The sequence below is a fragment of the Nonomuraea sp. NPDC002799 genome (assembly GCF_053592075.1).
The window spans coordinates 162,772-187,815 of sequence record NZ_JBSFVA010000008.1; the positions used below are offsets into that span (position 1 = coordinate 162,772).

Annotated in this window: 18 protein-coding genes; 10 read left to right on the forward strand and 8 right to left on the reverse strand. The window is 70.3% G+C overall.

What is annotated here, in order from left to right; translation table 11 throughout:
- The first annotated feature begins 106 nt into the window (after window positions 1–106).
- From ACWD0F_RS17790 to ACWD0F_RS17810, 5 genes are all read left to right on the forward strand, one after another.
- Window positions 107–1,438: an ABC transporter substrate-binding protein gene (locus ACWD0F_RS17790; protein WP_449876615.1), complete on the forward strand. Its 1,332-nt coding sequence runs from the start codon at window positions 107–109 to the stop codon at window positions 1,436–1,438.
- Window positions 1,439–1,443: 5 nt separating this feature from the next.
- Complete coding sequence (locus ACWD0F_RS17795) at window positions 1,444–2,310, forward strand: carbohydrate ABC transporter permease (RefSeq protein WP_449876617.1); 867 nt, start codon at window positions 1,444–1,446, stop codon at window positions 2,308–2,310.
- A complete protein-coding gene (locus ACWD0F_RS17800; RefSeq protein WP_449876619.1) occupies window positions 2,307–3,239 on the forward strand; it encodes a carbohydrate ABC transporter permease in 933 nt (310 codons plus the stop codon). Before ACWD0F_RS17795 ends, ACWD0F_RS17800 begins: the two co-directional genes overlap by 4 nt.
- 3 nt (window positions 3,240–3,242) lie before the next feature.
- Complete coding sequence (locus tag ACWD0F_RS17805) at window positions 3,243–4,757, forward strand: glycoside hydrolase family 13 protein (RefSeq protein ID WP_449876621.1); 1,515 nt, start codon at window positions 3,243–3,245, stop codon at window positions 4,755–4,757.
- A gap of 153 nt (window positions 4,758–4,910) precedes the next feature.
- On the forward strand, window positions 4,911–5,438 hold the full coding sequence (locus tag ACWD0F_RS17810) for a carboxymuconolactone decarboxylase family protein (RefSeq protein WP_449876623.1): 528 nt from the start codon (window positions 4,911–4,913) through the stop codon (window positions 5,436–5,438).
- A gap of 123 nt (window positions 5,439–5,561) precedes the next feature.
- Here the strand turns inward: ACWD0F_RS17810 and ACWD0F_RS17815 are convergent, their stop codons facing one another.
- From ACWD0F_RS17815 to ACWD0F_RS17845, 7 genes are all read right to left on the reverse strand, one after another.
- On the reverse strand, window positions 5,562–6,557 hold the full coding sequence (locus tag ACWD0F_RS17815) for a LacI family DNA-binding transcriptional regulator (protein WP_449876625.1): 996 nt from the start codon (window positions 6,555–6,557) through the stop codon (window positions 5,562–5,564).
- 32 nt (window positions 6,558–6,589) lie between these two features.
- A complete protein-coding gene (locus ACWD0F_RS17820; protein WP_449876627.1) occupies window positions 6,590–7,960 on the reverse strand; it encodes a GH1 family beta-glucosidase in 1,371 nt (456 codons plus the stop codon).
- Window positions 7,957–8,760, reverse strand: a complete 804-nt coding sequence (locus tag ACWD0F_RS17825) for a carbohydrate ABC transporter permease (RefSeq protein ID WP_449876629.1) — start codon at window positions 8,758–8,760, stop codon at window positions 7,957–7,959. The genes ACWD0F_RS17820 and ACWD0F_RS17825 overlap by 4 nt, the downstream gene beginning before the upstream one ends.
- Entirely contained in the window at window positions 8,757–9,719 is a 963-nt protein-coding gene (locus ACWD0F_RS17830; protein WP_449876631.1) for a carbohydrate ABC transporter permease, read from the reverse strand. Before ACWD0F_RS17830 ends, ACWD0F_RS17825 begins: the two co-directional genes overlap by 4 nt.
- Window positions 9,716–11,020 (reverse strand): ABC transporter substrate-binding protein, encoded by a 1,305-nt coding sequence (locus tag ACWD0F_RS17835; protein ID WP_449876633.1) that lies wholly within the window; start codon window positions 11,018–11,020, stop codon window positions 9,716–9,718. The genes ACWD0F_RS17830 and ACWD0F_RS17835 overlap by 4 nt, the downstream gene beginning before the upstream one ends.
- A gap of 156 nt (window positions 11,021–11,176) precedes the next feature.
- A complete protein-coding gene (locus ACWD0F_RS17840) occupies window positions 11,177–12,067 on the reverse strand; it encodes a serine/threonine-protein kinase (RefSeq protein ID WP_449876635.1) in 891 nt (296 codons plus the stop codon).
- Window positions 12,068–12,106: 39 nt separating this feature from the next.
- Window positions 12,107–13,942 (reverse strand): N-6 DNA methylase, encoded by a 1,836-nt coding sequence (locus ACWD0F_RS17845; protein WP_449876637.1) that lies wholly within the window; start codon window positions 13,940–13,942, stop codon window positions 12,107–12,109.
- A gap of 76 nt (window positions 13,943–14,018) precedes the next feature.
- On the opposite strand from ACWD0F_RS17845, the gene ACWD0F_RS17850 reads away from it, so the two are divergent.
- Together ACWD0F_RS17850 and ACWD0F_RS17855 are read left to right on the forward strand one after the other, a co-directional pair.
- Window positions 14,019–14,789, forward strand: coding sequence for a PP2C family protein-serine/threonine phosphatase (locus tag ACWD0F_RS17850; RefSeq protein WP_449876639.1), 771 nt, complete (start codon window positions 14,019–14,021; stop codon window positions 14,787–14,789).
- Between the two features lie 181 nt (window positions 14,790–14,970).
- Window positions 14,971–15,771, forward strand: a complete 801-nt coding sequence (locus ACWD0F_RS17855) for a CHAP domain-containing protein (RefSeq protein WP_449876641.1) — start codon at window positions 14,971–14,973, stop codon at window positions 15,769–15,771.
- Here ACWD0F_RS17855 and ACWD0F_RS17860 read toward each other — a convergent pair.
- The gene (locus ACWD0F_RS17860; RefSeq protein ID WP_449876642.1) at window positions 15,761–16,807 is read right to left on the reverse strand and encodes a glucose 1-dehydrogenase; all 1,047 of its coding nucleotides are present in this window, start codon (window positions 16,805–16,807) and stop codon (window positions 15,761–15,763) included. The genes ACWD0F_RS17855 and ACWD0F_RS17860 overlap by 11 nt on opposite strands.
- A 131-nt stretch (window positions 16,808–16,938) precedes the next feature.
- Here ACWD0F_RS17860 and icmF point away from each other — a divergent pair, with 131 nt between their 5' ends.
- From icmF to ACWD0F_RS17875, 3 genes are all read left to right on the forward strand, one after another.
- A complete protein-coding gene (gene icmF, locus ACWD0F_RS17865; RefSeq protein ID WP_449876644.1) occupies window positions 16,939–20,190 on the forward strand; it encodes a fused isobutyryl-CoA mutase/GTPase IcmF in 3,252 nt (1,083 codons plus the stop codon).
- Between the two features lie 128 nt (window positions 20,191–20,318).
- Entirely contained in the window at window positions 20,319–23,882 is a 3,564-nt protein-coding gene (locus tag ACWD0F_RS17870; RefSeq protein WP_449876646.1) for a S8 family serine peptidase, read from the forward strand.
- Between the two features lie 108 nt (window positions 23,883–23,990).
- Entirely contained in the window at window positions 23,991–24,965 is a 975-nt protein-coding gene (locus ACWD0F_RS17875) for a helix-turn-helix domain-containing protein (RefSeq protein ID WP_449876648.1), read from the forward strand.
- Window positions 24,966–25,044 lie beyond the last annotated feature (79 nt).

The following is a 25,044-nucleotide window of genomic DNA, read 5'->3' on the forward strand; positions in this document are numbered from 1 at the left end:
TTATCTTGCAATACACAGTCGAAATATTGCGTACTTCGGTCGGCGATCCTATGGTGTGGGCACCTCGCATCAGAAGGGTCAGACCATGCAGAGATCCACTGGACTCTTGCTCGTAACCGTGCTCGGGCTGACGGCCACGGCTTGTGGCTCAGGTGAGCCCGCGACTCCAGCCGCCTCCGGCGGCGCGAAGGCCGTGTCGATCACGGTGGCCTGCCAGCCGGCCAAGTCCGCGCCGAAGGAGCGGCAGGCCTGGGATGACGACGTGGCCACGTTCATGAAGGCCCACCCTGGCGTGACGGTCAAGAGCACGGACCAGCAGCCGTGCTTCGACCCCAAGACGTTCGGTCCCAAGCTGGCGGGCGGCCAGATGGAGACCGCCTTCGTGGTGCCGGTGACGAACTACAACGACGTGATCGGCAAGGGCCAGGCCCTCGACATCACGCCGTACACCAGCTCCGTCAAGACCTGGAGCGACCTGCGCGCCGACCACAAGGAGCTGGTCACCAAGGACGGCAAGGTCTACGGCGTCCCGAACGTGCACTACAGCGTGGGCCTGGTCTACAACCGCGCGCTGTTCACCAAGGCCGGGCTCGACCCGAACACGCCGCCCACCACCTGGGCCGAGGTCCGCGAGGCGGCGAAGAAGATCGCCGCGCTCGGCGCCGGCCACGTCGGCTTCGGCGAGTACTCCGGCGGCAACACCGGCGGCTGGCACTTCACCCAGTCCATCTACGGCCGCGGCGGCGACATCCTGACCCCCGACGGCAAGAAGGCCGCCTTCAACTCGCCCGAGGGCAAGGCCGTGCTGCAGAACCTGCACGACATGCGCTGGACGGACAACAGCATGGGCAGCAAGCTGCTGGTCGGCTGGGAGTCGCTGATGGTCGCCATGGGCAGCGGCAAGGTCGGCATGATGCTCGGCGCCCCCGACGTGGTCACCGACGTCGTCAACAAGTTCAAGGGCAACGTGGCCGACTACGGCATCACCGGCTTCCCCGAGGCCAAGGCGTCGCTGAGCGGCGGCGAAGCGTTCATGATCAACCCGAAGGCCACGCCCGAGGAGGCCAAGGCCGCGCTGGAGTGGGTCGACTTCCGCTTCAACACCGTCGGCAAGGGCCGCTGGGACTTCGCCCGCGGCAAGAGCATCGGCAACCCCGTGGGCGTGCCGGACAACGCCGTCTTCGGTGACTCGCCCACCGGCCAGGCCATCCAGGCCGACCGCGTGAAGAACGCCTCACTGCCGGTCGAGAACTACGACGCCTACGTCAAGGCCGCCGGCACGATCCCGCCGAAGGCCGAGCCGCTGCACGCGCAGGAGCTGTACGCCATCCTCGACGTGGCCATGTCCGGCGTGCTGAGCCGCAAGGAAGCCAGCGTCGACGAACTGCTCACGGACGCCGAGACCAAGGCGAACTCGATGCTGGCGGCCAAGGGCTGACCTGCATGGGAATCTTGAGGCGCAATCTGACGGCCTACGGGTTCTTGTGTGCGGCGCTGTTCTGCTTCACGGTGTTCGCCTGGTATCCGATGGTCAGGGAGTTCATTCTGAGCTTCCAGAAGACCGACCTGATCAACGAGCCGATCTGGGTGGGCCTGGACAACTTCATCACCGCCTTCCAGGACCCCGCCTTCGGCGAGGCCTGGCTGAACACCCTGGAGTTCACCCTCCTCGCGCTGCTGTGCGGCTACGCCGTGCCGTTCGTCGTCGCGCTCGTGCTGAACGAATTGCGCCATGCCCGGGCCTACCTGCGGTTCGTGGTCTACCTGCCGGTCATGCTGCCGCCGATCGTGGCGGTGCTGCTGTTCAGGTGGTTCTACGATCCCGGGCCCGGGCTCTTCAACCAGATGCTCGACGTCGTCGGCCTGCCGCCGCTGGCCTGGCTCGACAGCTCCGCCACCGCGCTCATCTCGCTGGTCATCGTCTCGACCTGGATGAACATGGGCAGCGCGACCCTGATCTACCTGGCCGCGCTGCAGAACATCCCGTCTGAGCTGTACGAGGCGGCCGAGCTGGACGGGGCCGGCATCTTCAAGCGGATCAGGCACGTCACGATCCCGCAGACCCGGCTGATCCTGCTGCTCATGCTGATGCTGCAGATCGTGGCGACCATGCAGGTGTTCATCGAGCCGTACATGCTGACCGGCGGCGGCCCGGAGAACTCGACGGTCACGGTCGCGTACCTGATGTTCCAGAACGCGTTCACGCTCCAGGACTACGGCTCGGCGGGTGCGCTCGGCATGATGCTCATGATCGTGCTGCTCGTCTTCGCCGCCTTCCAGCTCCGGCTGACCAGGGAGGACAAGGCATGATCTCCGTGGGCGCCCGGGCCGCCACCGGGCGGAGGCGGGGCAGGAAGAGGTCGCCGAAGCCGATCGAGGTGCAGTTCCGCACGATCGTCTCGCCCCAGCAGCTCAACAGCCGGTGGGGGCGGCGGATCTACTGGCTCGTGCTGGTCACGGTCCTCGTGCTCTTCACGCTCGCCTTCGTCTTCCCGCTCTACTGGATGGTCACCGGCGCGCTCAAGACGCCGGAAGAGCTGGCCCAGATGCCGCCGACCTACATCCCGGCCGATCCGACGCCCGACGCCTTCTTCGAGGCGTGGGACCTGTTCGACATCGGCACGCTGCTGGGCAACACGGCGTACTACGCGCTGGGCGGCTGGATCGTCTGCATGGTCGTGGACGTCTCGGCGGCGTACGCGCTGTCGAAGCTGCGGCCGATGTTCGGCAACGTCATCCTCGGCCTGATGCTGGCCACGCTGATGATCCCGGTGATGGTCATCATCATCCCGCTGTACGTCACGGTCGTGGACCTGGGCCTGCTCAACAACCCGTGGGCGTTGTGGTTGCCCGCGGCGGCCAACGGGTTCAACATCTTCCTGCTCAAGCGCTTCTTCGACTCGATCCCCCGGGAGCTGATCGAGGCCGCGCAGATCGACGGGGCGGGACCGGCACGCGTCCTGCGCTCGGTCATCCTGCCGATCTCCCGGCCGATCCTGGGCGTGGTGTCGATCTTCACGATCGTCACCTCGTTCAAGGACTTCGTCTGGCCGCTGCTCGTGATGACCGACAGCGACAAGATGACGGTCAGCGTGGGCCTGTCGCAGACGGCCGGGGCCGTCACCCAGAACCAGGTCATGGGCGGCCTGCTGATCACCAGCATCCCCATGGTCATCGTCTTCTTCATCTTCCAACGACACATCATGGCGGGCCTCACCGCCGGAAGCATTAAGGGATAGCGCATGTCGCAAACGTGGTGGCGGGGGGCCGCGATCTACCAGGTCTACCTGCGTAGCTTCGCCGACGGAAACGGCGACGGGGCAGGCGACCTCGCCGGCCTGCGCTCCCGCCTGCCGTACCTGAAAGATCTCGGGATCGACGCCATCTGGCTGAACCCGTGGTATCCGTCGCCGATGGCCGACGGCGGCTACGACGTGGCCGACTACCGCGACATCGAGCCGGTCTTCGGCACGCTCGCCGAGGCCGAACGGTTCATCGAGGAGGCGCACGAGCTCGACATCAAGGTCATCATCGACGTGGTCCCGAACCACAGCTCCACGGAGAGCGCCTGGTTCAAGGAGGCCCTGACCGACCCGGCGGCCCGCGACCGTTTCTGGTTCGCCGACGAGCCGCTCAACGACTGGCAGTCCATCTTCGGCGGCTCGGCCTGGACCCAGGTGCCGGACGGCCAGTGGTACCTGCACCTGTTCGCCCCCGAACAGCCCGACCTCAACTGGGCCAATCCCGAGGTCCACCAGGAGTTCGAGGACGTGCTGCGGTTCTGGTTCGACCGCGGGGCCGACGGCTTCCGCATCGACTCGGCGGCCCTGCTGTTCAAGTCCGACACCGGTTACGAAGACCTCGACGAGGTCCACGACGTCTACCGCCGGTGGCGCGAGGTGGCCGACGAGTATGGCGAGCGCATTCTGATCGGGGAGGTCTGGCTCCCCGATCAGGAGCGTTTCGCCCGCTACCTGCGCCCCGACGAGCTGCACACGGCCTTCAACTTCGACTTCCTGTCCTGCGCCTGGGACCCGGCCGACCTGCGCAGGTCCATCGACCTCACCCTGGCCACCCACACCCCCATCGGCGCCCCGCCGACGTGGGTGCTCTCCAACCACGACGTGACCCGGCCGGTCACCCGCTACGGCCGCGCCGACACCACCTTCGCACACGGGGGCGGCCTGCACGGCACCCCCTCCGACCTGGAGCTCGGCTACCGCCGCGCCCGCGCGGCGGCCCTGCTGGCGATGGCGCTGCCCGGCTCCGTCTACGTCTACCAAGGGGAGGAGCTCGGCCTGCCCGAGGTCGAGGACCTGCCGAACGAGGTCCGCCAGGACCCGATGTACGCCAGGTCGGGCGGCACCAACCCCGGCCGCGACGGCTGCCGCATCCCGCTGCCGTGGTCGGGCGAGGAGCCGCCGTTCGGCTTCGGCACGGGCACGCCGTGGTTGCCCCAGCCGGAGAGCTGGCACAAGCTGACGGCTGAGGCCCAGCGGACGGACCTGGGCTCGATGCTCAACCTCTACCGCACCGGTCTGGGCCTGCGCAGGGAGCTGCTCGGGGACGGCACCATGACCTGGCTGCCGCTGGGGGATGAGGTGCTGGCCTTCGTCCGCGACTCGGGTCTGACCTGCGTCACCAACCTGGGAGCCGACCCGCTGCCGCTGCCCGCGGGCGAGGTCGTGCTGGCCAGCGGACCCCTGGAGGAGGACACGCTGCCCTCCGACACGACGGTCTGGCTGATCCCCTCCTGACCGGCGGGCCGTCCCTCGCCCCGCACGGACTCAGGCCCGTCCGGGGCGAGGGACGACCCGGGCGGACTCAGGCCCGCCCGGGGCCCACTTTCCGCCCCGCTGATGGCTGTGACCCAGAGGGGACCTCGGCGGCGGCCAGGCTAGGATCACCGGATGGCACGCCTGCGCAGAACGCCGCCGCGCGATCTGGTCCCCGAGGCCAGGGCGCTCTACGACAAGATCACCTCGGGTCCCCGGGGCGGGTTCATGGTCGACGCGGAGGGCGGGCTGACGGGGCCGTTCAACGCGATGTTGCTCAGCCCGCCGGTCGGCGATCCGCTGCAGGAGCTCGGCGCGGCCATCCGCTACCGCTCCGCGCTCACCGACCGGGCGCGGGAGCTCGCGATCCTGGTGGTCGCGGGGCACCAGGACAGCGCGTTCGAACAGGCGGCGCACGAGCCGATCGCGCGCGACCTGGGGGTCACCGACGAGCAGCTTCAGGCCCTGCGCGACGGCTCGCCCCTGGAACTGCCCGACGCCACCGAGGCGGCGGTGCTCGGTGTGGCGCGCGCCCTGGTGGCCAACGGGGACCTGGACGACGCGGAGTACGCGGCGCTGGGGGAGAAGGAGTTGTTCGAGCTGACCACGCTGGTCGGCTACTACACGACGCTCGCCCTCCAACTCCGCGTCTTCCGGGTGTAGGCGCCCTGCGGGCCCCCAGGGTGGACCCCCAGGTTGAACGCGTCCTTCAGGACCACGGGGTCCCGCACCACCACGCCGTGCTCCTCAGCGATGGACACGGCGGCGGAGGTGAGGTCCATGTGATCAGGCCGACTCTCTGATCACCAGCTCGGTGGGCATGATGATCGGATCGGCCGGGTCGCCCTCGAAGAGCTCCAGGAGGAGCGTGACCATGGCCGCCGCCTGCTCCGCCACCGGATGCCGGAGCGTCGTCAGCGGCGGCTCGGTGTACTTGGCCGCCTCGATGTCGTCGAACCCCACCACCGCCACGTCGTCGGGCACCCGCCGCCCGGACTGCCGCAACGACTGCAGCGCCCCGATCGCCATCAGGTCGTTGGCCACGAAGACCGCGTCCAGCCCCGGGTCGTCGCCGAGGAGCTGCCGCATCGCGATCGCCCCCGACTCCCGGGTGAAGTCGCCGACCGCCACGATCGAGCGGCGGTCGGAGTCGCGCAGCACGTTGCGGTAGCCGGTCAGCCGGTCCTGCCCGGCGATCATGTCCTGTGGTCCCGCGATCGTGGCGATCCGGCGCCGCCCCGACTCGACCAGGTGCCGGACCCCGGCCTCCGACCCGCCGATGTTGTCGTTGTCGACGAACGGGATGTCCACCGGCACGGCCGGCCGGCCGTAGGAGACCACGGGGACGCGCAGGCGCGACAGCGCGGACGGCAGCGGGTCGGCGCCGTGCATGGAGATGAGCATGACCCCGTCCACGTGACCGCCCGCGATGTAACGCTCCACGCGGGCGTGACTCTTGGGCGAGGAGGCCAGCATCAGCACGACCTGTTTGTTGACCGCCTCCAGCTCCATCGACGCCGATCTGATCACCGTGGAGAACATCGGATCGTCGGAGAAGACCCGGGTCCCCGGCTCGCTGACGACCAGCGCGATCGAGTCGGTGCGCTGGGTGACCAGGCTGCGCGCCGCCGAGTTGGGCACGTAGCCCAGCTCGTCGATCGCGCGTTGTACGGCGTCGCGAATGTGCGGCGCCACCGTCGTCTGCCCGTTGACGACCCGGGAGGCGGTGGCGCGCGACACACCCGCCCGGGCGGCGACCCCTTCCAGGGTCGGGCGTCTCATGACTGCACCAAGAGGGAGAGCACGTAAAAAATCTACAGGCCGTTGCTGCCGATGACGTCGCGGTACCACAGAGCGCTGTCCTTGGGCACCCGGCATTGTGTCGTGTAGTCCACGTGCACGATGCCGAACCGGCGCCGGTATCCCTCGGACCACTCGAAGTTGTCGAGCAGCGACCACACCAGGTAACCGCGCAGGTCCGCGCCCGCCTCGATGGCCCGCCACACCTCGCGCAGATGCCCGTCCAGGTAGGCGACCCGGTCGTCGTCGTGCACCCGGCCGCGGTCCACGACGTCGTCGAAGGCCGCGCCGTTCTCTGTGACCATGAGCCCCACCTGCGGATAGTCCTGTGAGAGCCGGACGAGGAGCCGGGACAGGCCGTCCGGCACGATCGGCCACCCCATCGCGGTCGTCGGCGCGTCCGCGGTGCTGAATTTGACGTCTTCCGAGCCGGGCCAGGCGGCGTCGGCGGGCAGGCCGGGGCCGGACTCGACGACGCACGGGTTGTAGTAGTTGATCCCGATCAGGTCGATCGGCGCGTTGATCAGCGCGAGGTCGCCGTCCTGGATGTGCGCGGTCCCGCCGTTGCGTTCCGCCGCCTCCAGGACCTCCGGCGGGTACGTGCCGTACACCGCCGGATCCAGGAACTGCCTGGTCAGCAGCGTGTGGATGCGGTGGGCGACGGCCGCGTCGGCCTCGCTGGGCACCGCCGACGGGTCGTTGACCTGGGCCGGGGTGAGCACCGGCGCGGAGTTGACCACGAGCATGATGCTCCGCGCGCCGCCCGAGCGCAGCCGCCGCGCGGCCAGGCCGTGGCCGAGCAGCAGGTGGTGCGAGGAGCGCATGGCGTCGGCCGGGTCGCGCCGGCCGGGGGCGTGCACGCCGTTGCCGTAGCCGAGGAAGGCCGACACCCAGGGCTCGTTCAGGGTGGCCCAGTCGCTGACGCGGTCGCCGAGCTTGTCGTGCACGGCCGCCGTGTAGTCGGCGAACCGGTAGGCGGTGTCGCGGTTCGTCCAGCCGCCGCGGTCTTCAAGGGCTTGCGGAAGATCCCAGTGATAAAGCGTGACATAAGGCGCAATGTCGGCAGCGAGCAGCTCGTCCACGAGCTTGTCGTAGAACGCCAGCCCGCCCGGGTTGATCGACCCCGCTCCGTCGGGCTGGATGCGCGGCCAGGCGATCGAGAACCGGTAGGCCGCCAGCCGCAGCTCGCGCATCAGCCCGACGTCGTCCTTGTAGCGGTGGTAGTGGTCGCAGGCCACGTCGCCGGTGTCGCCGCCCGCCACGTTGCCGGGAGCGTGGGAGAAGGTGTCCCAGATCGACTGGCCCCGCCCGTCCTCCTTGACCGCCCCCTCGATCTGGTAGGAGGCCGTGGCGGCGCCCCAGACGAAGTTCTCGGGAAAGATCATCCCTTAACAGCTCCTTGCATGATTCCACCGATGATTTGCTTGCCGAACAGGGCGAAGACGGCAACGAGCGGCAGCGTGCCGATCGCCGTTCCCGCCAGGCCCAGCACGTAGTCGTTGACGTACCCGCTGGCGAGCGTCGACAGGGCCACCTGGACCGTCGGATTGTCCGGGTTCAGCACCACCAGCGGCCAGAAGTAGTCGTTCCAGGCCGACATGAACGTCAGCATGCCCAGCACGGCCGCCGCGGGCCGCGCGGCCGGCAGCACGACGTGCCAGAACAGCCCCCACGTCGTGCACCCGTCCACCCGCCCGGCCTCCAGCAGCTCGGTGGGCAGGGCGCGCGACAGGTACTGCGTCATGAAGAACACGCCGAACGCGTTGACCAGCGCGGGCACGATCAGCGCGTAGTTGGTGCCGGTCCACTCCAGCTTCACCATGAGCATGTAGAGCGGGATGATGCCGAGCTGCGCCGGGACCATCATGGTCGCGATCGTGATCACCAGCATGATGTTCCGGCCGCGGAACCTCAGCTTGGCGAAGGCGAACCCGGCCAGCGTCGAGAAGAACATCACCGCGACCGAGATCGAGCCGGCCACGATGATCGAGTTCATCAGCGCCAGGCCGAAGGGCACGGTGTCGAAGACCCGGGCGACGTTGGCGAAGAAGTTCCCGCCGGGGATGAGCGGCGGCGGCACCTCGGCCAGCGCCGAGTTGTGCCGGGAGGCCACCACGACGCTGTAGTAGAGCGGGAACGCCGAGAAGAAGGCCACCGCGGTCAGGGTCAGATAACGCAGTCTCATACCAGCCCGCCCTTCACCCGGCGGGTGACCAGGAAGTTGATCCCGGCGACGATCACCACGGCCAGGAACATCAGCCAGGACGCGGCCGAGGCGTAGCCGAAGTCGAACGTCGAGTTCGCGAAGCCCTGCTCGTAGACGAACAGCGCCAGCGTCTGGAACTGCCGGTCGGGCCCGCCGCTCGCGATGCCGCCCCCGCCGCCGCTGGCCTGCCCGAACAGCAGGGGCTCGGCGATGATCTGCATGGCGCCGATCGTGGAGACGATGACCACGAAGATGATCGTCGGCCGGATCATCGGGATGGTGATCTTGCGGAGCTGCTTGAAGTTGCCCGCGCCGTCGATGGTCGCGGCCTCGTACAGCTCGCGCGGCACGGCCTGCATGGCGGCCAGGAAGATCAGCGCATTGTAGCCGGTCCAGCGCCACATGATCATCACGGACAGGGCGATGTGCGAGGTGGCGGTGCCCGCGCCCCAGTCGATGTTCCCGGCCCCGACCCAGGACAGCACCCAGTTGATCAGCCCGAAGTCCCGGCCGAAGAGCTGGCTGAAGATCACCACGACCGCCACCACGCTGGTGACGTTCGGCAGCAGCAGCGCGACCCGGAACATCGTCTGGAACCGCAACCGCCGGTTCAGCAGGTGCGCCAGCCAGATGGCCAGCGCGAGCTGCGGCACGGTCGACATCACGCCGATGGACAGGGTGTTGAACGTGGCGTTCCAGAAGTAGCCGTCGGCGAGCAACGTCGCGAAGTTGTCCAGCCCGACGAACTCCTGCGTCTCCGACAGCAGCGTCCACTCGTGCAGGCTCACCCAGGCCGTGTAGAGCAGCGGGAAGAGCCCGAACGCGCAGAACAGCAGGAAGAACGGCGCCACGTAGGCGTACGGCGACACCCTCACATCGAGGGTGTGCCGCACGCCCCGCCTGCGCCGACGCGTGACCGCGAGGGGAAGGGAGCTCATTTGATCTTCTTGACGTCCTCGAGCACCTGCGCCCACGCCTCGTCGGGCGACTGCTTGCCCTGCTCGACCCGGCCCAGGCCGTTGCCGACGGCGGTGCGGACGTCAGCCTCCTTGGGGCCGAGGTGTTGCGGCTTGAGCGCCTTGGCGGCCTCGGAGTAGATCTTGCCGATCGGGGCGTCGCCGAAGAACGGCTTGGTGAAGTTCTGGATCGACGGGTCGTCGTAGAGCGCCGGGATCGACGGGAACGTGCCCTCCTCCTTGAACACCTTGGCCTGGTTGTCCTTCGAGGTGAGGAAGTCGATCAGCTCGGCGGCCTCCTTCGGGTGCTTGCTCTGCTTGGGCACCATGAGGTGCGAGCCGCCGCTGTTGCCCGAACCGCCGGGCACGGTCGCGATGTCCCACTTGCCGGAGGCGCCCTTGGCCTGCTCCTGGATGAAGCCGGTCATCCAGGCCGGGCAGATGATCGTGGCGAACGAGCCCTTGGCGAAGCCGGTGTTCCACGGCGGGGAGAAGGCCGCCAGCTTGGCGGTCAGGCTCTCCTGGGTGAGCTGGTTCGACAGGTCCCAGGCCTTCTTCACGTCGGGGTTGGAGTCCACGATGATCTGGTCCTGGGCGTCGTACAGGCCGACGGGCGCCTGGTTGACCATGGCGCGGAAGATCTCACCGGGGGAGTCCACGAACTTGGCGCCGGCCACGTTCGCGGTGGCGAACTTCTTGCCGGTCGCGATGTACTGCTCCCACGTCGGCCAGAGCGCCGCCACCTCGGCCCGGTCGCTGGGCAGCCCGGCCTTCTTGAACAGGTCCTTGCGGTAGCACATGGCCAGCCCGCCGACGTCGGTGCCGAGACCGAGCACCTGGGAGCCGTCCTTGCTCAGGCCCTGCTGCCACTTCCAGTCGAGGTAGTCGGGCTGGCGCTTGTCGAGCCCGTACTGCTTGAGGTCGGCGAACCGGCCGGGCTGGGCGGTGAACGTGCTGATGTAGCCCACCTCGACGGCCTCGATGTCGCCCGCGCCGGCGTTCGTGGCCAGGCGCTTGACCAGGTTGCTGTGGTGGTCGTTGAACTGCGTGACGTTCTCGGCGATCTCGACGTTCGGATGGGTCTTCTTGTACTCCTCGTAGAGCGGCTTGAAGCCGAAGTCGCCGAAGAGGCCGACGGTCAGCTTGATCTTCTCTGCTGGCTTGGCGCCCGCCTCGGTGGCGGCGGTCCCGCCGCCGCCACCGCTGCCCCCGCACGCCGTCGCCAGAGCGAGCAGGGATGCGGTCAAAAGGGGCACGGCGAATTGCCGGATGCGAGGGGTCATGGAAGCCCTCCTGGGTTGGACTTGGGGGATGAGAGAGCGCTCTCTCAAGAGATTCGTTGGGCTCACATGGCCCTGTCAACGGCTGTTAAGTAACGATCCCCGTTATGCGGAGAGCGCGTTCACGCGCGGCAGCGCGGCACCGCGCCGGGTCGCCGGTCAGGCGCTGGGGGCGCGACCGGCCATTCGGGCGTACATCCGGCCCGGTCGCGCGGCCTTGGTGAGGAAGCCCGGCAGCATGGGCAGATCCATCGCGAACGGGTCGAGCCGCTCGTACAGCTCGTTCGCGTCGGCCGGCCGGGCGTCCGGCTGTTTGGCCAGCAGCTCCGCCAGCAGCGCACCCAGCTCGGCCGGCAGTCCGGGGATGGCCGGCGGGCGCTCCTTGACCTGCTTCTCGAAGACCACGTAATCGGTCGGCCCGGTGAAGAGCTGCTCACCGGTCAGCATCTCGTGCAGGACGCAGCCCAGAGAGTAGAGGTCACTGCGCGGCTCGGCGACGCCGTGCTGGATCTGCTCGGGCGCCATGTACGCCGGCGTCCCCAGGATCTGCCCGATCCTGGTGAACGTCGTGACGTCGGCGTCCCGCAGCAGGGCCAGGCCGAAGTCCAGCACCCGCACGCTGCCGTCGGGGCAGAGCATGAGGTTGGTGGGCTTGAGGTCGCGATGGCAGATCGACAGCGCGTGCGCCGCCGACAACACGGCGCACGCCTGGGCCGCGATGGCGGCGGCCCAGGGCACGGGCAGCGGGCCGTGCTCGGAGACCACGTCGGCCACCGTGACGCCCTCGATGAACTGCATCACCTGGTAGAGCCGCTGCTCGTGGGTGCCGAAGTCGTAGAGCACCGGCGCGCCGGGATGCTCCAGCCTGGCCAGGATGCGCGCCTCGCGGATGAACCTGCTCTCCAGCTCGTGATCGGGCCCGCCCGGCAGCCGGAGCAGCTTCACCGCGACCCGCCGGTCCAGGTGGCGATCGTGCCCGGCGTAGACCGCGCCCATGCCGCCCTGCCCGAGGGGAAGGTCGTCGAGCTCATAGCGGTCGCCGATGACCATTCGCCCCTCCCAGCCGCCTTTCGGGAAAAAACTACACCGTTAGGACTGCGGGTGCAGGTGGCCGTCGGCGAGACCGTCGAGGCCCAGCCGGATCAGCGTCTGCCCCAGCGTCGAGGTCTCACGGATGGCGTCTTCGAGCACGGCGAGCTGACGGAAGGCCTCGCCGTAGGCGCGCTGCTCCGGCAGCGACAACCGGGGCAGCCGCGTGCGCCGTACGTCGAACCTGCTGGAGCCGGTGGTCACCCGGCCACCGGCGGCCCGCAGGAAGCCGGCCAGGAAGTCGGGGTCGAGCCGGTGGGAGTCCACCCGGTAGAGCGTCAGATGCGGGCCCAGCACCGCGCCGTCGTCGCCGATCACGCGCACGCTGGAGTAGGAGGCCACCACGTCGCCCGGCCGGACGGCGACCAGGCCCTGCTGCACGGTCGTGGCGCCGGAGGGCGCGCCGCCGCTCAGCACGTCGTCGGAGGTGAGCACCGGAACGTCGCCGCCGTCGGCCGCCATCTTGGGCGGGGCCTGCGACGTGGTCACCAGACCCTCCTTGATCAGATCGCCCAGCGTGGTGGCGGGCTGGTCGAGCGGCTGCTCCAGGATCTTGAGGTCGGGCGGCACGGCGGAGGCGGCCAGGAGGCGGTCGCGGGCCTCGGCGTAGGCCCGGCCGACGTCGTCGTGGCGCTGGTGCCTGGCCGGGGTCATGTCGACCTCGTCGGCCAGCAGGTCGATGATGCGCACGGTCTGCTCGCACCGGTCGTCCAGGTAGGCCTGCCAGGCCGGCTCGACGCTCGCCACGTCGGCGGTGGCGTCGAGGATCAGCACGTCGGAGGGCGGGCGCTCGCCCGGCGCCGGGCGGCGCAACAACCACAGGTCCGAGCCGGGCAGCGCGATGACGGCCCGCAGGGCGCCGGCGCGCAGCAGGTTGGCGCGGATGCGGCGGCCGGCCTTGCGGCTGGCGGCGGCCGGGGGCATGAGGATGGCGACCGTGCCGCGCGGCTTGACGTGCGTGAGGCAGTGCTGCACCCAGGCCAGCTCGGGCTCGCCGCGCGGCGGCAGGCCGTACTCCCAGCGCGGGTCGCCCGTCAGCTCCTCGTAGCCCCAGGTCCGCTCGTTGAACGGCGGATCGCACACCACCGCGTCGGCCTTCTCGCCGGGGAAGCCGTCGTGGCGCATCGAGTCGCCGGCCACGACCCGGGCATCGACGCCGCGCAGCCGGAGCCTGGCGGCGGTGATGGCCGCCGAGGTCTCGCTGAGGTCCTGGCCCAGCAGCCGGACGGCCGGGCCGCTGCGGGCCGCGGGCGTGAGGAGCAGCGTGCCGACGCCGCAGGCCGGGTCGAGGATCGTGGCGCCGTCGGCGCGGACGAGCTCGACCATCAGCTCGGCGACGTCGTCACGGGTGACGGAGAGCTGCCTGGAGTGGGCTTCGAGATAACGCTCACACAGAAACTCGTACGCCGTCAGCTTGCCGTGCTGCTCGGCCAGCTCGGTGAGCATCTCGGCCAGCTCCCGATCCAGCCGGTCACCGGATGTCCCGTCAACGGCGGGGGTGTCGCCGCCGGCCGGGTCGGCGGCGGCCCCGCCGTCCGGGGCCTCGTCCTGCCTGGTCAGCAGGGCTCCGGCGTGGGCGACCAGCTCGCCGAGGCGCAAATCGCCTGCGGCTTTCAGGCGTTGCCACACCCGATCTCCCAGGGAGACCTGGTAGGACTTCCCATAGCGGCGCAGCCAGGACTCGATCTGCCGTAGCGAGAACAGCGGCTGGTTGGCGGTTCCGCCGATGGGCGGGGGGAAGTCGTCGTGGCGGCGGCGCCAGTTGCTCACCGCGGCCCGCCCGACACCGGCGAGCCGGGCGATGTCCCCGGCGTTGACGGTCGGGTCGTGACTCATGGAGCCCACAGTAGTTCACACGAGTCTTCAGCGCATCTGCTTGTGAAGTCTTTCAACCAATGATTTACTGCAGGGTATGAAGCACAACATCCGCTATGCCGCCGGATCAGATGTGGGCCGCCGCAGGGAGCAGAACGAGGATTCCGGTTACGCGAGCGGCCGGTTGCTCGTGGTGGCCGACGGGATGGGCGGGCACGCGGCCGGCGAGCTGGCGAGCTCGGCGGCGATCGCCGTCATGCGCGAGCTGGATGCCACGATTCCCGAAGCGGGCGCCGACCTGGAGGCCGCGCTGGAGGGCGCCGTGCACGAGGCGGCCCGCAGGCTGGTCGAGCTGGCCGACATCGACCCCGCGCGCAGGGGGATGGGGACCACGGTGACCGCCATGTTGTGGGACGGCTACCGGTTCGCCCTGGCTCATCTCGGCGACTCCCGCGGATATCTGCTTCGTGACGGTGCTCTCTACCAGATGACCAAGGATCACACACTTGTGCAGTCGATGGTGGACGAAGGGCGGATAACGGAGGATCAAGCCGCCGTGCACCCCCGGCGTTCGATGGTGCTGCGGGTGCTGGGCAGCGAGGGCAGGGCCGAGCCCGACATGGCGCTGCGCGAGGCCGAGGCGGATGACCGTTACCTCCTCTGCTCCGACGGGCTCACGACCGTTCTCGGACCCGAGGTCCTGCACGAGGTGCTGACCACGGTGGCAGACCCGGGGGCGGCCGTCCAGCGGCTGATCGACCTGGCCAACGAGGGCGGCTCGCCCGACAACGTGACCGTGATCGTGGCCGACGTGGTCGCGCCCGGCGCGGGCGACGAAACCGCCTACCGGGTGGGCGCCGGCTCCTAGCGGGCATAGTAGTCAGCCTCACCCGTCCCAGTCGTCACAAAGCCGAAAATTCGCCTCAAAGCCGGACACTTTCCTAGGGATGCGCGCAATTCTGCGATGGCGCTACTACAGTCCATCGTGATTTGTCGGTTTTCTGGGAGGAGTCACCCTGGACCCGATCGCGGACGAGCTGCTGAAGACGGTGCGGCAGGAAATCGGCTACAAGGAGAAGGGCGGCCAGCTCACCAAGTTCGGCCAGTGGTACGCGGATCGTGTCCAAGACACCCAGTATCGCGACGCGCCCTGGTGCGACATGTTCGTCTCCTGGGCCGCGGACAAGGCCGGGCTGAGCGACTACGTCGGCGAGTTCGCCTGGACGCCCTCCCACGCGGCCTGGTTCATCCAGCAGGGCGCGTGGACGCAGAAGCCCGAGCCGGGAGCCCTGGTCTTCTTCGACTGGCGCGGCGGCAAGAGCTACAAGGGCATCGATCACGTCGGGATCGTGGAGAGCGTCAGCGGCAAGAAGATCCACACGATCGAGGCGAACGTCGACCGCGTCTGGCTGAAGCGCAAGACCAGGGAGACGGACAAGGTCGTCGGGTACGGCGTCCCGCGCATGGTCAAGGCCAACGGCGACAAGCTCGCCGAGATCCGCTCGACCGAGCGGCCGTTCGGGTCGGCGCCGACGGCGGAGGGCGCGCACGGGTCGCCGCTGGACGTCCTCGGGACGCCGCCCGCGCTGCTGGCCGCGATGGTGCTCATGACCATCGTGCTCTCCTTACGCATGTCGGGCCGCCGCCGTGGCACCCACCGCCGCTTCACCTGGCCATGGAACGCACCAACCCCACCGCCCGACGGCCCTGCGGAGACGCCGCGGGAAGAGCCCTCCGGCAAGGCCTGGAAAGAGTCTCCCGGCAAGGCGCGGGCGGAGTCTCCCGGCGAGCGGGAAGAGTCCTCCGGCAAGGCGCGGGAAGAACCCTCCGACACGCCGCTCAGGCGCTGAGGTCGATGACCGCCTTGATGTCGTCGCGGCCCTCGAACGCCTCCTGAGCGCCGGACAGGGGCACCCGCCGGGTGATCATCCGCTCCAGCCACGCCTGATCCGCCTTGGCCAGCGCGTCGGCCGCGCCCCGGTAGTGCCGCAGGTTGGCGTTGACGGTGCCGAACACCACGTCGTTCTCCAGCACGATGTCCCGGTTGATCACACCGGCGTCCACCCGATGCGTCCGCCCGCCCGCCGACAACCCGGCCAGGCAGACCATCCCCGCGGCGGCGGTGGCGGTCATGGCGTCCATGACGAGCTGCCCCGCGCCGGTGCACTCGATGATGACGTCGGGCTTGGCCTGGGCGAACCCCTCCAGGCCGCTGCCCGAATGGTAGGTCGCGCCCAGCTCGGTCACCAGCTCCGACTTGAGCCCGCCTTCGGGGCCCCGGTCGAGCACGTGCACCTCCAGCCCCCGCTGCCGCCCGATCATCGCGGCCAGCAGGCCGATCGGCCCGGCGCCGGTGACGAGCACGCGCCGCGGCTCGAACCAGGACCGCGAGCCGATGCGGTCGATCTGCTCCCATGCCTTGGCCACCACCGACGTGGGCTCGACCAGCATGCCGACGCTCGCCAGCGACGGGTCCAGGCGCACGGCGTAGCCGGCCTCGACCGTCCAGCGCTCGCTGCCGTACCCGTCGAGCTGCTTGATGCCGCGCTCGGTGTACTCGCCGTTGCGGCACATGTCGAACTCGCCGCGCGCGCAAGCGCCGCACGGCACCGGGTCCGGCCGGCGCACCACGCCCACGATCAGGTCGCCGGGTGAGAACGCGGATCCGTCGGGCGACTCCAGCACCCGCCCGAGCGACTCGTGCCCGATGATCATCCGGTCGTCGGACGCCCAGCCGTACTCGGCCGACAACAACTCCCTGTCGGTGCCGCAGATGCCCAGGGCCAGCCCCTGGACGAGCAACTCGCCCGGGCCCGGCGCCGGATCGGGCACCTCCGTCACGGCGAGCGTCCCCTGGCTGCCTGGGACGAATGTCAGCGCACGCATGGTCCGCACCTCCTGGGACGCTCCCTACCCAAGAGACCGGAGCTGAATAGTAGGACATCCTAGTATCCGTTTAGTAGGACGTCCTAGTATCTTGGCAAGTGAAGCCTCCACAAGAGGAGTAGTGATCAGGCGTGCACGTCCCGGTACACCCAGTACGATTCGTGACCGCCGCGGCCCTGTTCGACGGCCATGACGCGGCGATCAACATCATGCGGCGCATCCTTCAGTCGCAGGGCGCCGAGGTCGTCCACCTCGGCCACAACCGCTCCGTCGACGAGATCGTCACGGCGGCCATCCAGGAGGACGCGCAGGGCGTGGCGATCAGCTCTTACCAGGGCGGGCACGTCGAGTTCTTCTCCTATCTCGTGGAACTGCTGCGCGAGCGCGGCGCGGGGCACGTCAAGGTGTACGGCGGCGGCGGGGGCGTGATCGTCCCCGAGGAGATCGAGCTGCTGCACGAACGCGGCGTCACCCGCATCTTCTCGCCCGAGGACGGCCAGCGGTACGGCCTGCCCGGCATGATCAACAAGCTGATCGAGGACTGCGACGTCGAGCTCGGCGACGCGCCCTCGGTGGAGGCCGTGGTCTCCGGGGACCAGGCGGCCCTGGCCCGCGCCATCACGCTCATCGAGTCGGGCCGCGCTCCTGCCGACCTGGCGGAGGGCCTGCGGGCGGCCGAGAAGAGCTCCGCGCCGGTCCTCGGCATCACGGGCACCGGCGGTTCGGGCAAGTCCTCGCTCACCGACGAGCTGGTGCACCGCTTCCGCATCGACAACGACGACAAGCTGCGCATCGCGATCATCGCCATCGACCCGACCCGCAGGCGCGGCGGCGGCGCCCTGCTCGGCGACCGCATCAGGATGAACAGCCTGGGCCCCCAGACCTACTTCCGCTCCCTGGCCACCAGGGGCGCGGTCAACGAGGTGCCCGCCTGCCTCGACGACGTGATCGCCGCCTGCCGCGCCGCGGGCCACGACCTGGTGATCGTGGAGACGCCCGGCATCGGCCAGGGCGACGCCGGCATCGTGCCGCACGTGGACGTGCCGATCTACGTGATGACGCCCGAGTTCGGGGCGGCCTCGCAGCTGGAGAAGATCGACATGCTCGACTTCGCCGAGGCCGTCGTGATCAACAAGTATGAGCGGCGCGGCGCGGAGGACGCCCTGCGCGACGTGCGCCGCCAGCTCGTACGCAACCGCGAGGCCTTCGGCGCCGCCCCCGGCGACATGCCGGTCTTCGGCACCATCGCCGCCCGCTACAACGACTCCGGCGTCACGGCCCTCTACCAGCACCTCAAGCCGCTCCTGCTGGCCGACGCCGGCCCCGGGCTGCTCGCGCCGGTGTCCGGGCGCACCTCCCAGGCGTCGGCGGCCATCGTCCCGCCCGCCAGGGTGCGCTACCTGGCCGACATCGCCGAGTCCGTCCGCGCCTACCATGCCGAGACCCTCGCCCAGGCCGAGGTGGCCCGCCGCCGCCAGCAGCTCACCGCCGTCCGCGCCCTCCTCGACGACCCGCGATCCGAGAAGCCGGACCCGGGGCGCGAGAAGCCGGACCAGCAGCCCGAGAAGCGGCTCGAAGGGCTTCTGGAGCGGGCGGAGGCCGAGCTCACCGACGAGAGCCGCGCCCTGCTGGACGCCTGGCCCGCCGTCAAGGAGCGTTACTCCGCCGACGAGCTGGTGGTGAAGGTCCGCGACCGGGAGCTGCACACCCCGCTGTGGCGCGAGACCCTTTCCGGCAACCGCATCCCCCGCGTCGCCCTGCCCCGCTACAGCGACCACGGCGACCTGCTGCGCTTCCTGCGCGCCGAGAACCTGCCCGGCTCGTTCCCCTTCACCGCCGGGGTGTTCCCGTTCAAGCGCGACGACGAGGACCCGACCAGGATGTTCGCCGGTGAGGGCGATCCGTTCCGCACCAACAGGCGCTTCAAGCTGCTGTCGGAGGGCCAGCCCGCGACACGGTTGTCCACGGCGTTCGACTCGGTGACGCTCTACGGCCACGATCCCGACCTCCGCCCCGACATCTACGGAAAGGTGGGCACCTCGGGCGTCTCCATCGCGACGCTGGACGACATGAAGGTGCTCTACGACGGGTTCGACCTGGCGGCTCCCAACACCTCGGTCTCGATGACCATCAACGGCCCCGCCCCGACGATCCTGGCCTTCTACCTCAACGCCGCCATCGACCAGGCGAGGAGCCGCTTCCAGGCCGAGCACGACCGCCTTCCCGACGAGCGGGAGGAGCACGACCTGCGGGCCAGGACGCTGGCCACCGTCAGAGGCACCGTGCAGGCCGACATCCTCAAGGAGGACCAGGGGCAGAACACCTGCATCTTCTCCACGGAGTTCTCGCTGCGGATGATGGCCGACATCCAGGAGTGGTTCATCCGCAACGGGGTGCGCAACTTCTACTCGGTCTCGATCTCCGGCTACCACATCGCCGAGGCCGGGGCCAATCCGATCAGCCAGCTCGCCTTCACGCTGGCCAACGGCTTCACGTATGTGGAGGCGTACCTGGCCAGGGGCATGAAGATCGACGACTTCGCGCCGAACCTGTCGTTCTTCTTCTCCAACGGCATGGACCCCGAGTACAGCGTGCTCGGGCGGGTGGCCCGCCGCATCTGGGCGGTGGCGATGCGGGAGCGCTACGGCGCGGGCGAGCGTTCGCAGAAGCTGAAGTACCACATCCAGACCTCGGGCCGGTCCCTGCACGCGCAGGAGATGAACTTCAACGACATCCGCACCACCCTGCAGGCCCTGATCGCCGTCTACGACAACTGCAACAGCCTGCACACCAACGCCTTCGACGAGGCCGTGACCACCCCGTCGGCCGACTCGGTGCGCCGGGCCATGGCGATCCAGCTCATCATCAACCGCGAATGGGGCCTGGCCAGGAACGAGAACCCGCTGCAGGGCTCGTTCATCATCGAGGAGCTGACGGACCTGGTCGAGGAGGCGGTGCTCGGCGAGTTCGAGCGGCTGTCCGACCGGGGCGGCGTGCTGGGCGCGATGGAGACCGGCTACCAGCGCGGCAAGATCCAGGACGAGTCCATGCTGTACGAGATGCGCAAGCACGACGGCTCGCTGCCCATCGTCGGGGTCAACACCTTCCGCAACCCGCGTGGCGACGACGAGCCGGCCCCGGAGCACCGGCTGGAGCTGGCCAGAGGCACGGAGACGGAGAAGCGCTCGCAGCTCGACCGGCTGCACGCCTTCCACGAGCGCAACCGGTCCGAGGCGCCCGAGCGGCTCGCCCGGCTGCGGGAGGCGGCGATGTCGGAGGAGAACGCGTTCGAGGTGCTGATGGAGGCGGCGCGCGTCTGCTCCCTGGGCCAGATCACCGACGCGCTGTTCGAGGCCGGCGGCCAGTACCGGCGCAACGTCTGACGCCTCGGGACAAGCCGGACCCGCCCCGCCCCCGCGCGCGGGGGCGGGTGCTGGCGAGGTTGTGTCAGGGCGGGTTCTTGCCAGCCGGATGACTATCCGAAGCCCGGCAAAACGGGTGCAATCCGTCCATGCCCCTCACCAAGCTGGCCGGCGTGCTCGCCGTCGCCCTCGCGGCGACCGGCCTGGCGGCGCCCGCGGCGGCGCACGCGGACCGACGGCCGTCCGCACCTCCAGAGTCGGAATTCACCCTCATCACCGGCGACCGGGTCCGCTATGCCGACGGTCCTGGCGACCAGGACATCGTCACCGTGGACCGGCCGGCGGGCGCCCAGGGCGGCGTCCAGATCCAGCAGGCCGGCGGCGACGTCTACGTGCTGCCCGACGAGGCGGTGCCGCTGATCGCGGCGGAGCGGCTCGACCGGCGGCTGTTCAACATCACCGGCCTGGCCGAGATGGGATACCACGGCACGCCGCCGGTCATCGTCACCTATCCCGGCCCGGCGCCGCGCTCGGCGGCGGGCCTTCAGGTGGCGGGCGCGCAGGTGGTGCGCGCGCTGCCCAGCGTCCAGGGTGCGGCACTCCACCTCGGCGCGGACCCGCGCCCGTTCTGGACCGCGCTCGCCGCCCCCGCCGCGAGGTCGGCCGGCCCCGCCAAGGTCTGGCTCGACGGCAAGGCCAGGGCCTCGCTGAAGGAGAGCGTGCCGCAGGTCGGCGCACCGCAGGCGTGGGCCGCCGGGTACGACGGCGCCGGGGTCAAGGTGGCCGTGCTCGACACCGGCGTCGACGCCGCCCACCCCGACCTCAAGGACCGGATCGCCGAGTCCGTCAGCTTCGTGCCCGGCGAGGAGGTCAAGGACGTCAACGGCCACGGCACCCACGTGGCGTCCACCGTGGCGGGCACCGGCGCCGCGTCGGGCGGCGCGAACAAGGGCGTCGCCCCCGGCGCGGACCTGGTCGTCGGCAAGGTGCTCGGCGACGACGGCTACGGCCAGGACTCGTGGATCATCGCGGGCATGGAGTGGGCCGCGGCCCGGGCCAAGGTCGTCAGCATGAGCCTGGGCAGCAGCGTCCCCGACGGCGGGACCGACCCGATGGCGCAGGCGGTGGACAACCTGTCGGCGCAGCACGGAACGTTGTTCGTGATCGCGGCGGGCAACGACTACGGCGAGGGCACGATCGGGGCGCCCGGCTCGGCCGCCTCGGCGCTGACCGTCGGCGCGGTGGACAAGTCGGACCAGCGGGCCGAGTTCTCCAGCATGGGGCCGCTCGCCAGGACCTATGGCCTCAAGCCCGACCTCTCCGCCCCCGGGGTCGGGATCAACGCGGCGCACTCCGCCGACAACACGCAGGCGAGCGGGCCGTACTGGCAGCTCGACGGCACCTCGATGGCCACGCCGCACGTCGCGGGCGCGGCGGCGATCCTGCTCCAGCGGCATCCCGGCTGGACGGGGCAGCGGCTCAAGGACGCGCTCATGAGCTCGGCCGCGCCGCTGCCGTACACACCGTTCCAGCAGGGGACCGGGCGGCTCGACGTGGCCGCCGCCGTCGGCGCGTCCGTCACCGCGACGGGCTCCGTGCCCACGGCCTTCTACGACTGGCCGCACGCGGCCGGCGACCCCAAGACGGAGCGGACGATCGTCTACCGCAACGACGGCGACGCCGACGTGCCGCTCGACCTGGCGGTCACCGGCTCCGACGCGGCCACGCTGCCGGCCGCGCGGCTCACCGTCCCCGCCCACGGCACGGCCGAGGCCACGCTGAGCATCGACCCGGCCGCGCTGGCGGCGGGGGAGCAGGCGTCCGGCCTGGTGACCGCCACCTCGGGGCAGACCGTGCTGCGCACCGGGTTCGGCGCGGTCAAGGAGCGCGAGCTCTACGACCTGACGCTGAAGCTGCGTGACCGGGAGGGGAAGGCGACCTCCGGCCGGGTGGTGCTGGCCGGGTCCGACGGCTCCATCGCCCCCTATGACGTCGAGGGCGAGCGCACGCTGCGGTTGCCGCCGTCGACGTACCTGGCGTTCTCGTTGCTGGACGTGCCGGGCGAGCGCGCCGACACGCGCGGTGTCGCGCTGCTGGTCGATCCGGAGATCGGCCTGTCGAAGAACACGGAGGTCGTGCTCGACGCGAGCCGCGCCCGTGCGGTGCGCGTCACCACCCCCAAACTCGCCGAGCGCCGCCAGCAGCAGCTCGACTTCCTGCGGACCGTCCCTGGCCTGGACCCGATCAGGCTCGGCTACCTGCTGCCCATCTGGTACGACAGCGTCTACGTGACCCCGACCAGGAAGGTCACCCAGGGCTCGTTCGACTACCTGACCCGCTGGCGCATGGGCGAGCCCGCGCTGACGCTCGGCGTGCCCGGCCGGCCCGAGCTGGTGACCACCGTGCAGGGCGGCGGCACGCTGACCGACGGCCGCACCCGCCTGCGGGCGGTGCGCGCGGGCAAGGGCGCGGCGCGGGACTACGCGGGCGTCGACGCCAAGGGCAAGGCCGTGCTCGTCACGCGCAGCGCCGACGTCAGCGCCGAGGAGCGGGCCGCGCAGGCCGTGGCGGCGGGCGCCAAGCTGCTCGTGGTCGTCAACGACGAGCCGGGCCGCCTGTACGAGTTCTACGGCGACGCCCTGCCCATCCCCATCGTGCTGGTCACCCGGGACAGCGCGGCCGGGCTGGCGGGCGAGCGGCTCACGGTCACCCAGCGGAACTACGCCTCCTACCTCTACGACCTGGTGGACCCGCACCAGGCCGCGATCCCCGACCGCGACCTGACCTACCGCGCGCGCGACCTGGCCGAGGTGCACGGCCTGTACCGGGGCGCCACGACGGGCCAGGAGGGCGGCGGCTTCCGCTACCACCTCCAGGACGGCTGGGGCCCGGCCTTCGGCTTCCCCGAGCGCGAGTGGTTCCCGGCCGAGCGCACCGAGTGGGTCACCACCGGCACGGGTTACCGCTGGTACGAGCTGCACTTCATCGGCGGCGCCGACGACTGGGAGATGCGGCAGCGGCCGCAGACCTACCGGGCGGGGCAGCGGGTCACGCACGAGTGGTTCGCGCCGGTGGTCAGGCCGCGGCTCAGCACCGAGTACTGGGGGCCGTTCCGCGACGCGGGCAACGGCATGCAGTTCAACGTGCCGCCGGTGGCCGACGGCACGCCGGGGCACTCCGGTGGCGGCGGCGACGAGTACACGAACATGTCCATCGCGCTCTACCAGGGCGACACGCTGCTGCGGAAGTCCATGGGCCGCGCGCTGGCGGTCTGGGAGGGGCTGCCGGAGGCGGCGGCGCCGTACCGGCTGACCCTGGACGTCAACAGGGACGGCGGCCGCTGGCGCACCTCCACCCGCACCCACACCGAGTGGGGTTTCGTGTCGGCCCCGGTCGATCCGGACGGGCCCTACCAGGTGGACATCCCCATGATGCAGCTCGACTACGACGTCAAGGTGACCGGCCCGCTCGCCAGAGTCGGCCTGTCGGCGACCACGCAGGAGTGGCTGGCCACGCCGAGCAGGGCCAGGCGGGCCACCCTGTCGGTCTCCTATGACGACGGCGGGACCTGGAAGCCGGCCGTGCTCGTGCCCTCGGGCAAGGGCGCGTGGACCGCGCTCGTGCGGGCGGGGACGTTGTCGCTGAAGGCCACGGCGGCCGACGACCGGGGCAACACGGTGTCTCAAGAGATCATCCGCGCGGTTGTGAGCTGAATAACCGCGCGATCACGATTCGGGGCCGAAGGCGGCTATGTCGCCTTCGGCCCGGTCTTCTCTCCCATACTGGTCGGCGTTTCGGCCGAGCAGAGGGAGACGGGCACCGTGCTGGAGGCGCTGGGTCTCACCGTGGGCGAGGAGACCGTCTACCGCTTCCTCGTCGGCGCGCCCCGGCCCGCCGCCGAGCTCGCCGCCGACCTCGGCCGCCCCCCGGCCTCGGTGGAGGAGGACCTCCGCACGCTGATCGGCCGCGGCCTGGTCTCGCGCCAGAGCGGCGACCCCCGCCGGTACGTCGCCGCGCCCCCCTCGGTCGCGCTCGGCGGCCTGCTCACCGCCCGCAGGGAGGAGCTGCGCACGGCCGAGCTGGCCATCGTGGCCCTGACCGAGCAGCACCGGATGGCCGCGACCGGCCGCGCCGTCGGCGACCTGATCGAGGTCGTGACCGGCGTGGAGGCGGTACGCCAGCGCTTCCTGCAGATCCAGTGGGCGGCGACCGGGCAGGTGCGCTCGTTCTCCACGGCGCCGTTCGTGGCGGTGCCACCCGGCGACAACACCGCCGAGGACCAGGGTGTCGATCGCGGTGTCGCGTACCGGGTGGTGGTCGAGCGGGAGATGCTGGCCGTCCCCGGCGTGGCCGCGCGGACGATCGAGTCCGTCCGCAGGGGCGTACGGGTCAGGGTGGCCGACAAGCTGCCGATCAAGCTGATGATGGCCGACGGGGAGCTGGCCCTGGTGCCGCTGACCACCGACCCCGGCGGCGAGCCCGCGGCGGTGGTGTTGCACCGCAGCGGCCTGCTGGCGGCGGTGGAGGCGCTGTTCGAGGCGGTGTGGCAGCGGGCGTACCCGCTGCGCGTGGACGCCGCGGGCACGCTCGACGAGCAGCCGGAGCCGGCCGTCACCGAGCTGGACCGCAAGATCCTCGGCCTGCTCCTGGCGGGGCTGACCGACGAGGCGGTGGCCGGCCAGCTCGACCTGTCGCTGCGCACGCTCCAGCGGCGGTTGCGCGCGCTGATGGACCTGGCGGGCGTGCGCACGCGCGTGCAGCTCGGCTGGCACGCCGCACGCAACGACTGGGCCTGACGGGACTCCGGGGACCGCGCCGATAGGATCGCGATCCGGGAAGTCGTGATCCGGGGACGATTCGGGGCACGAGCCCGGG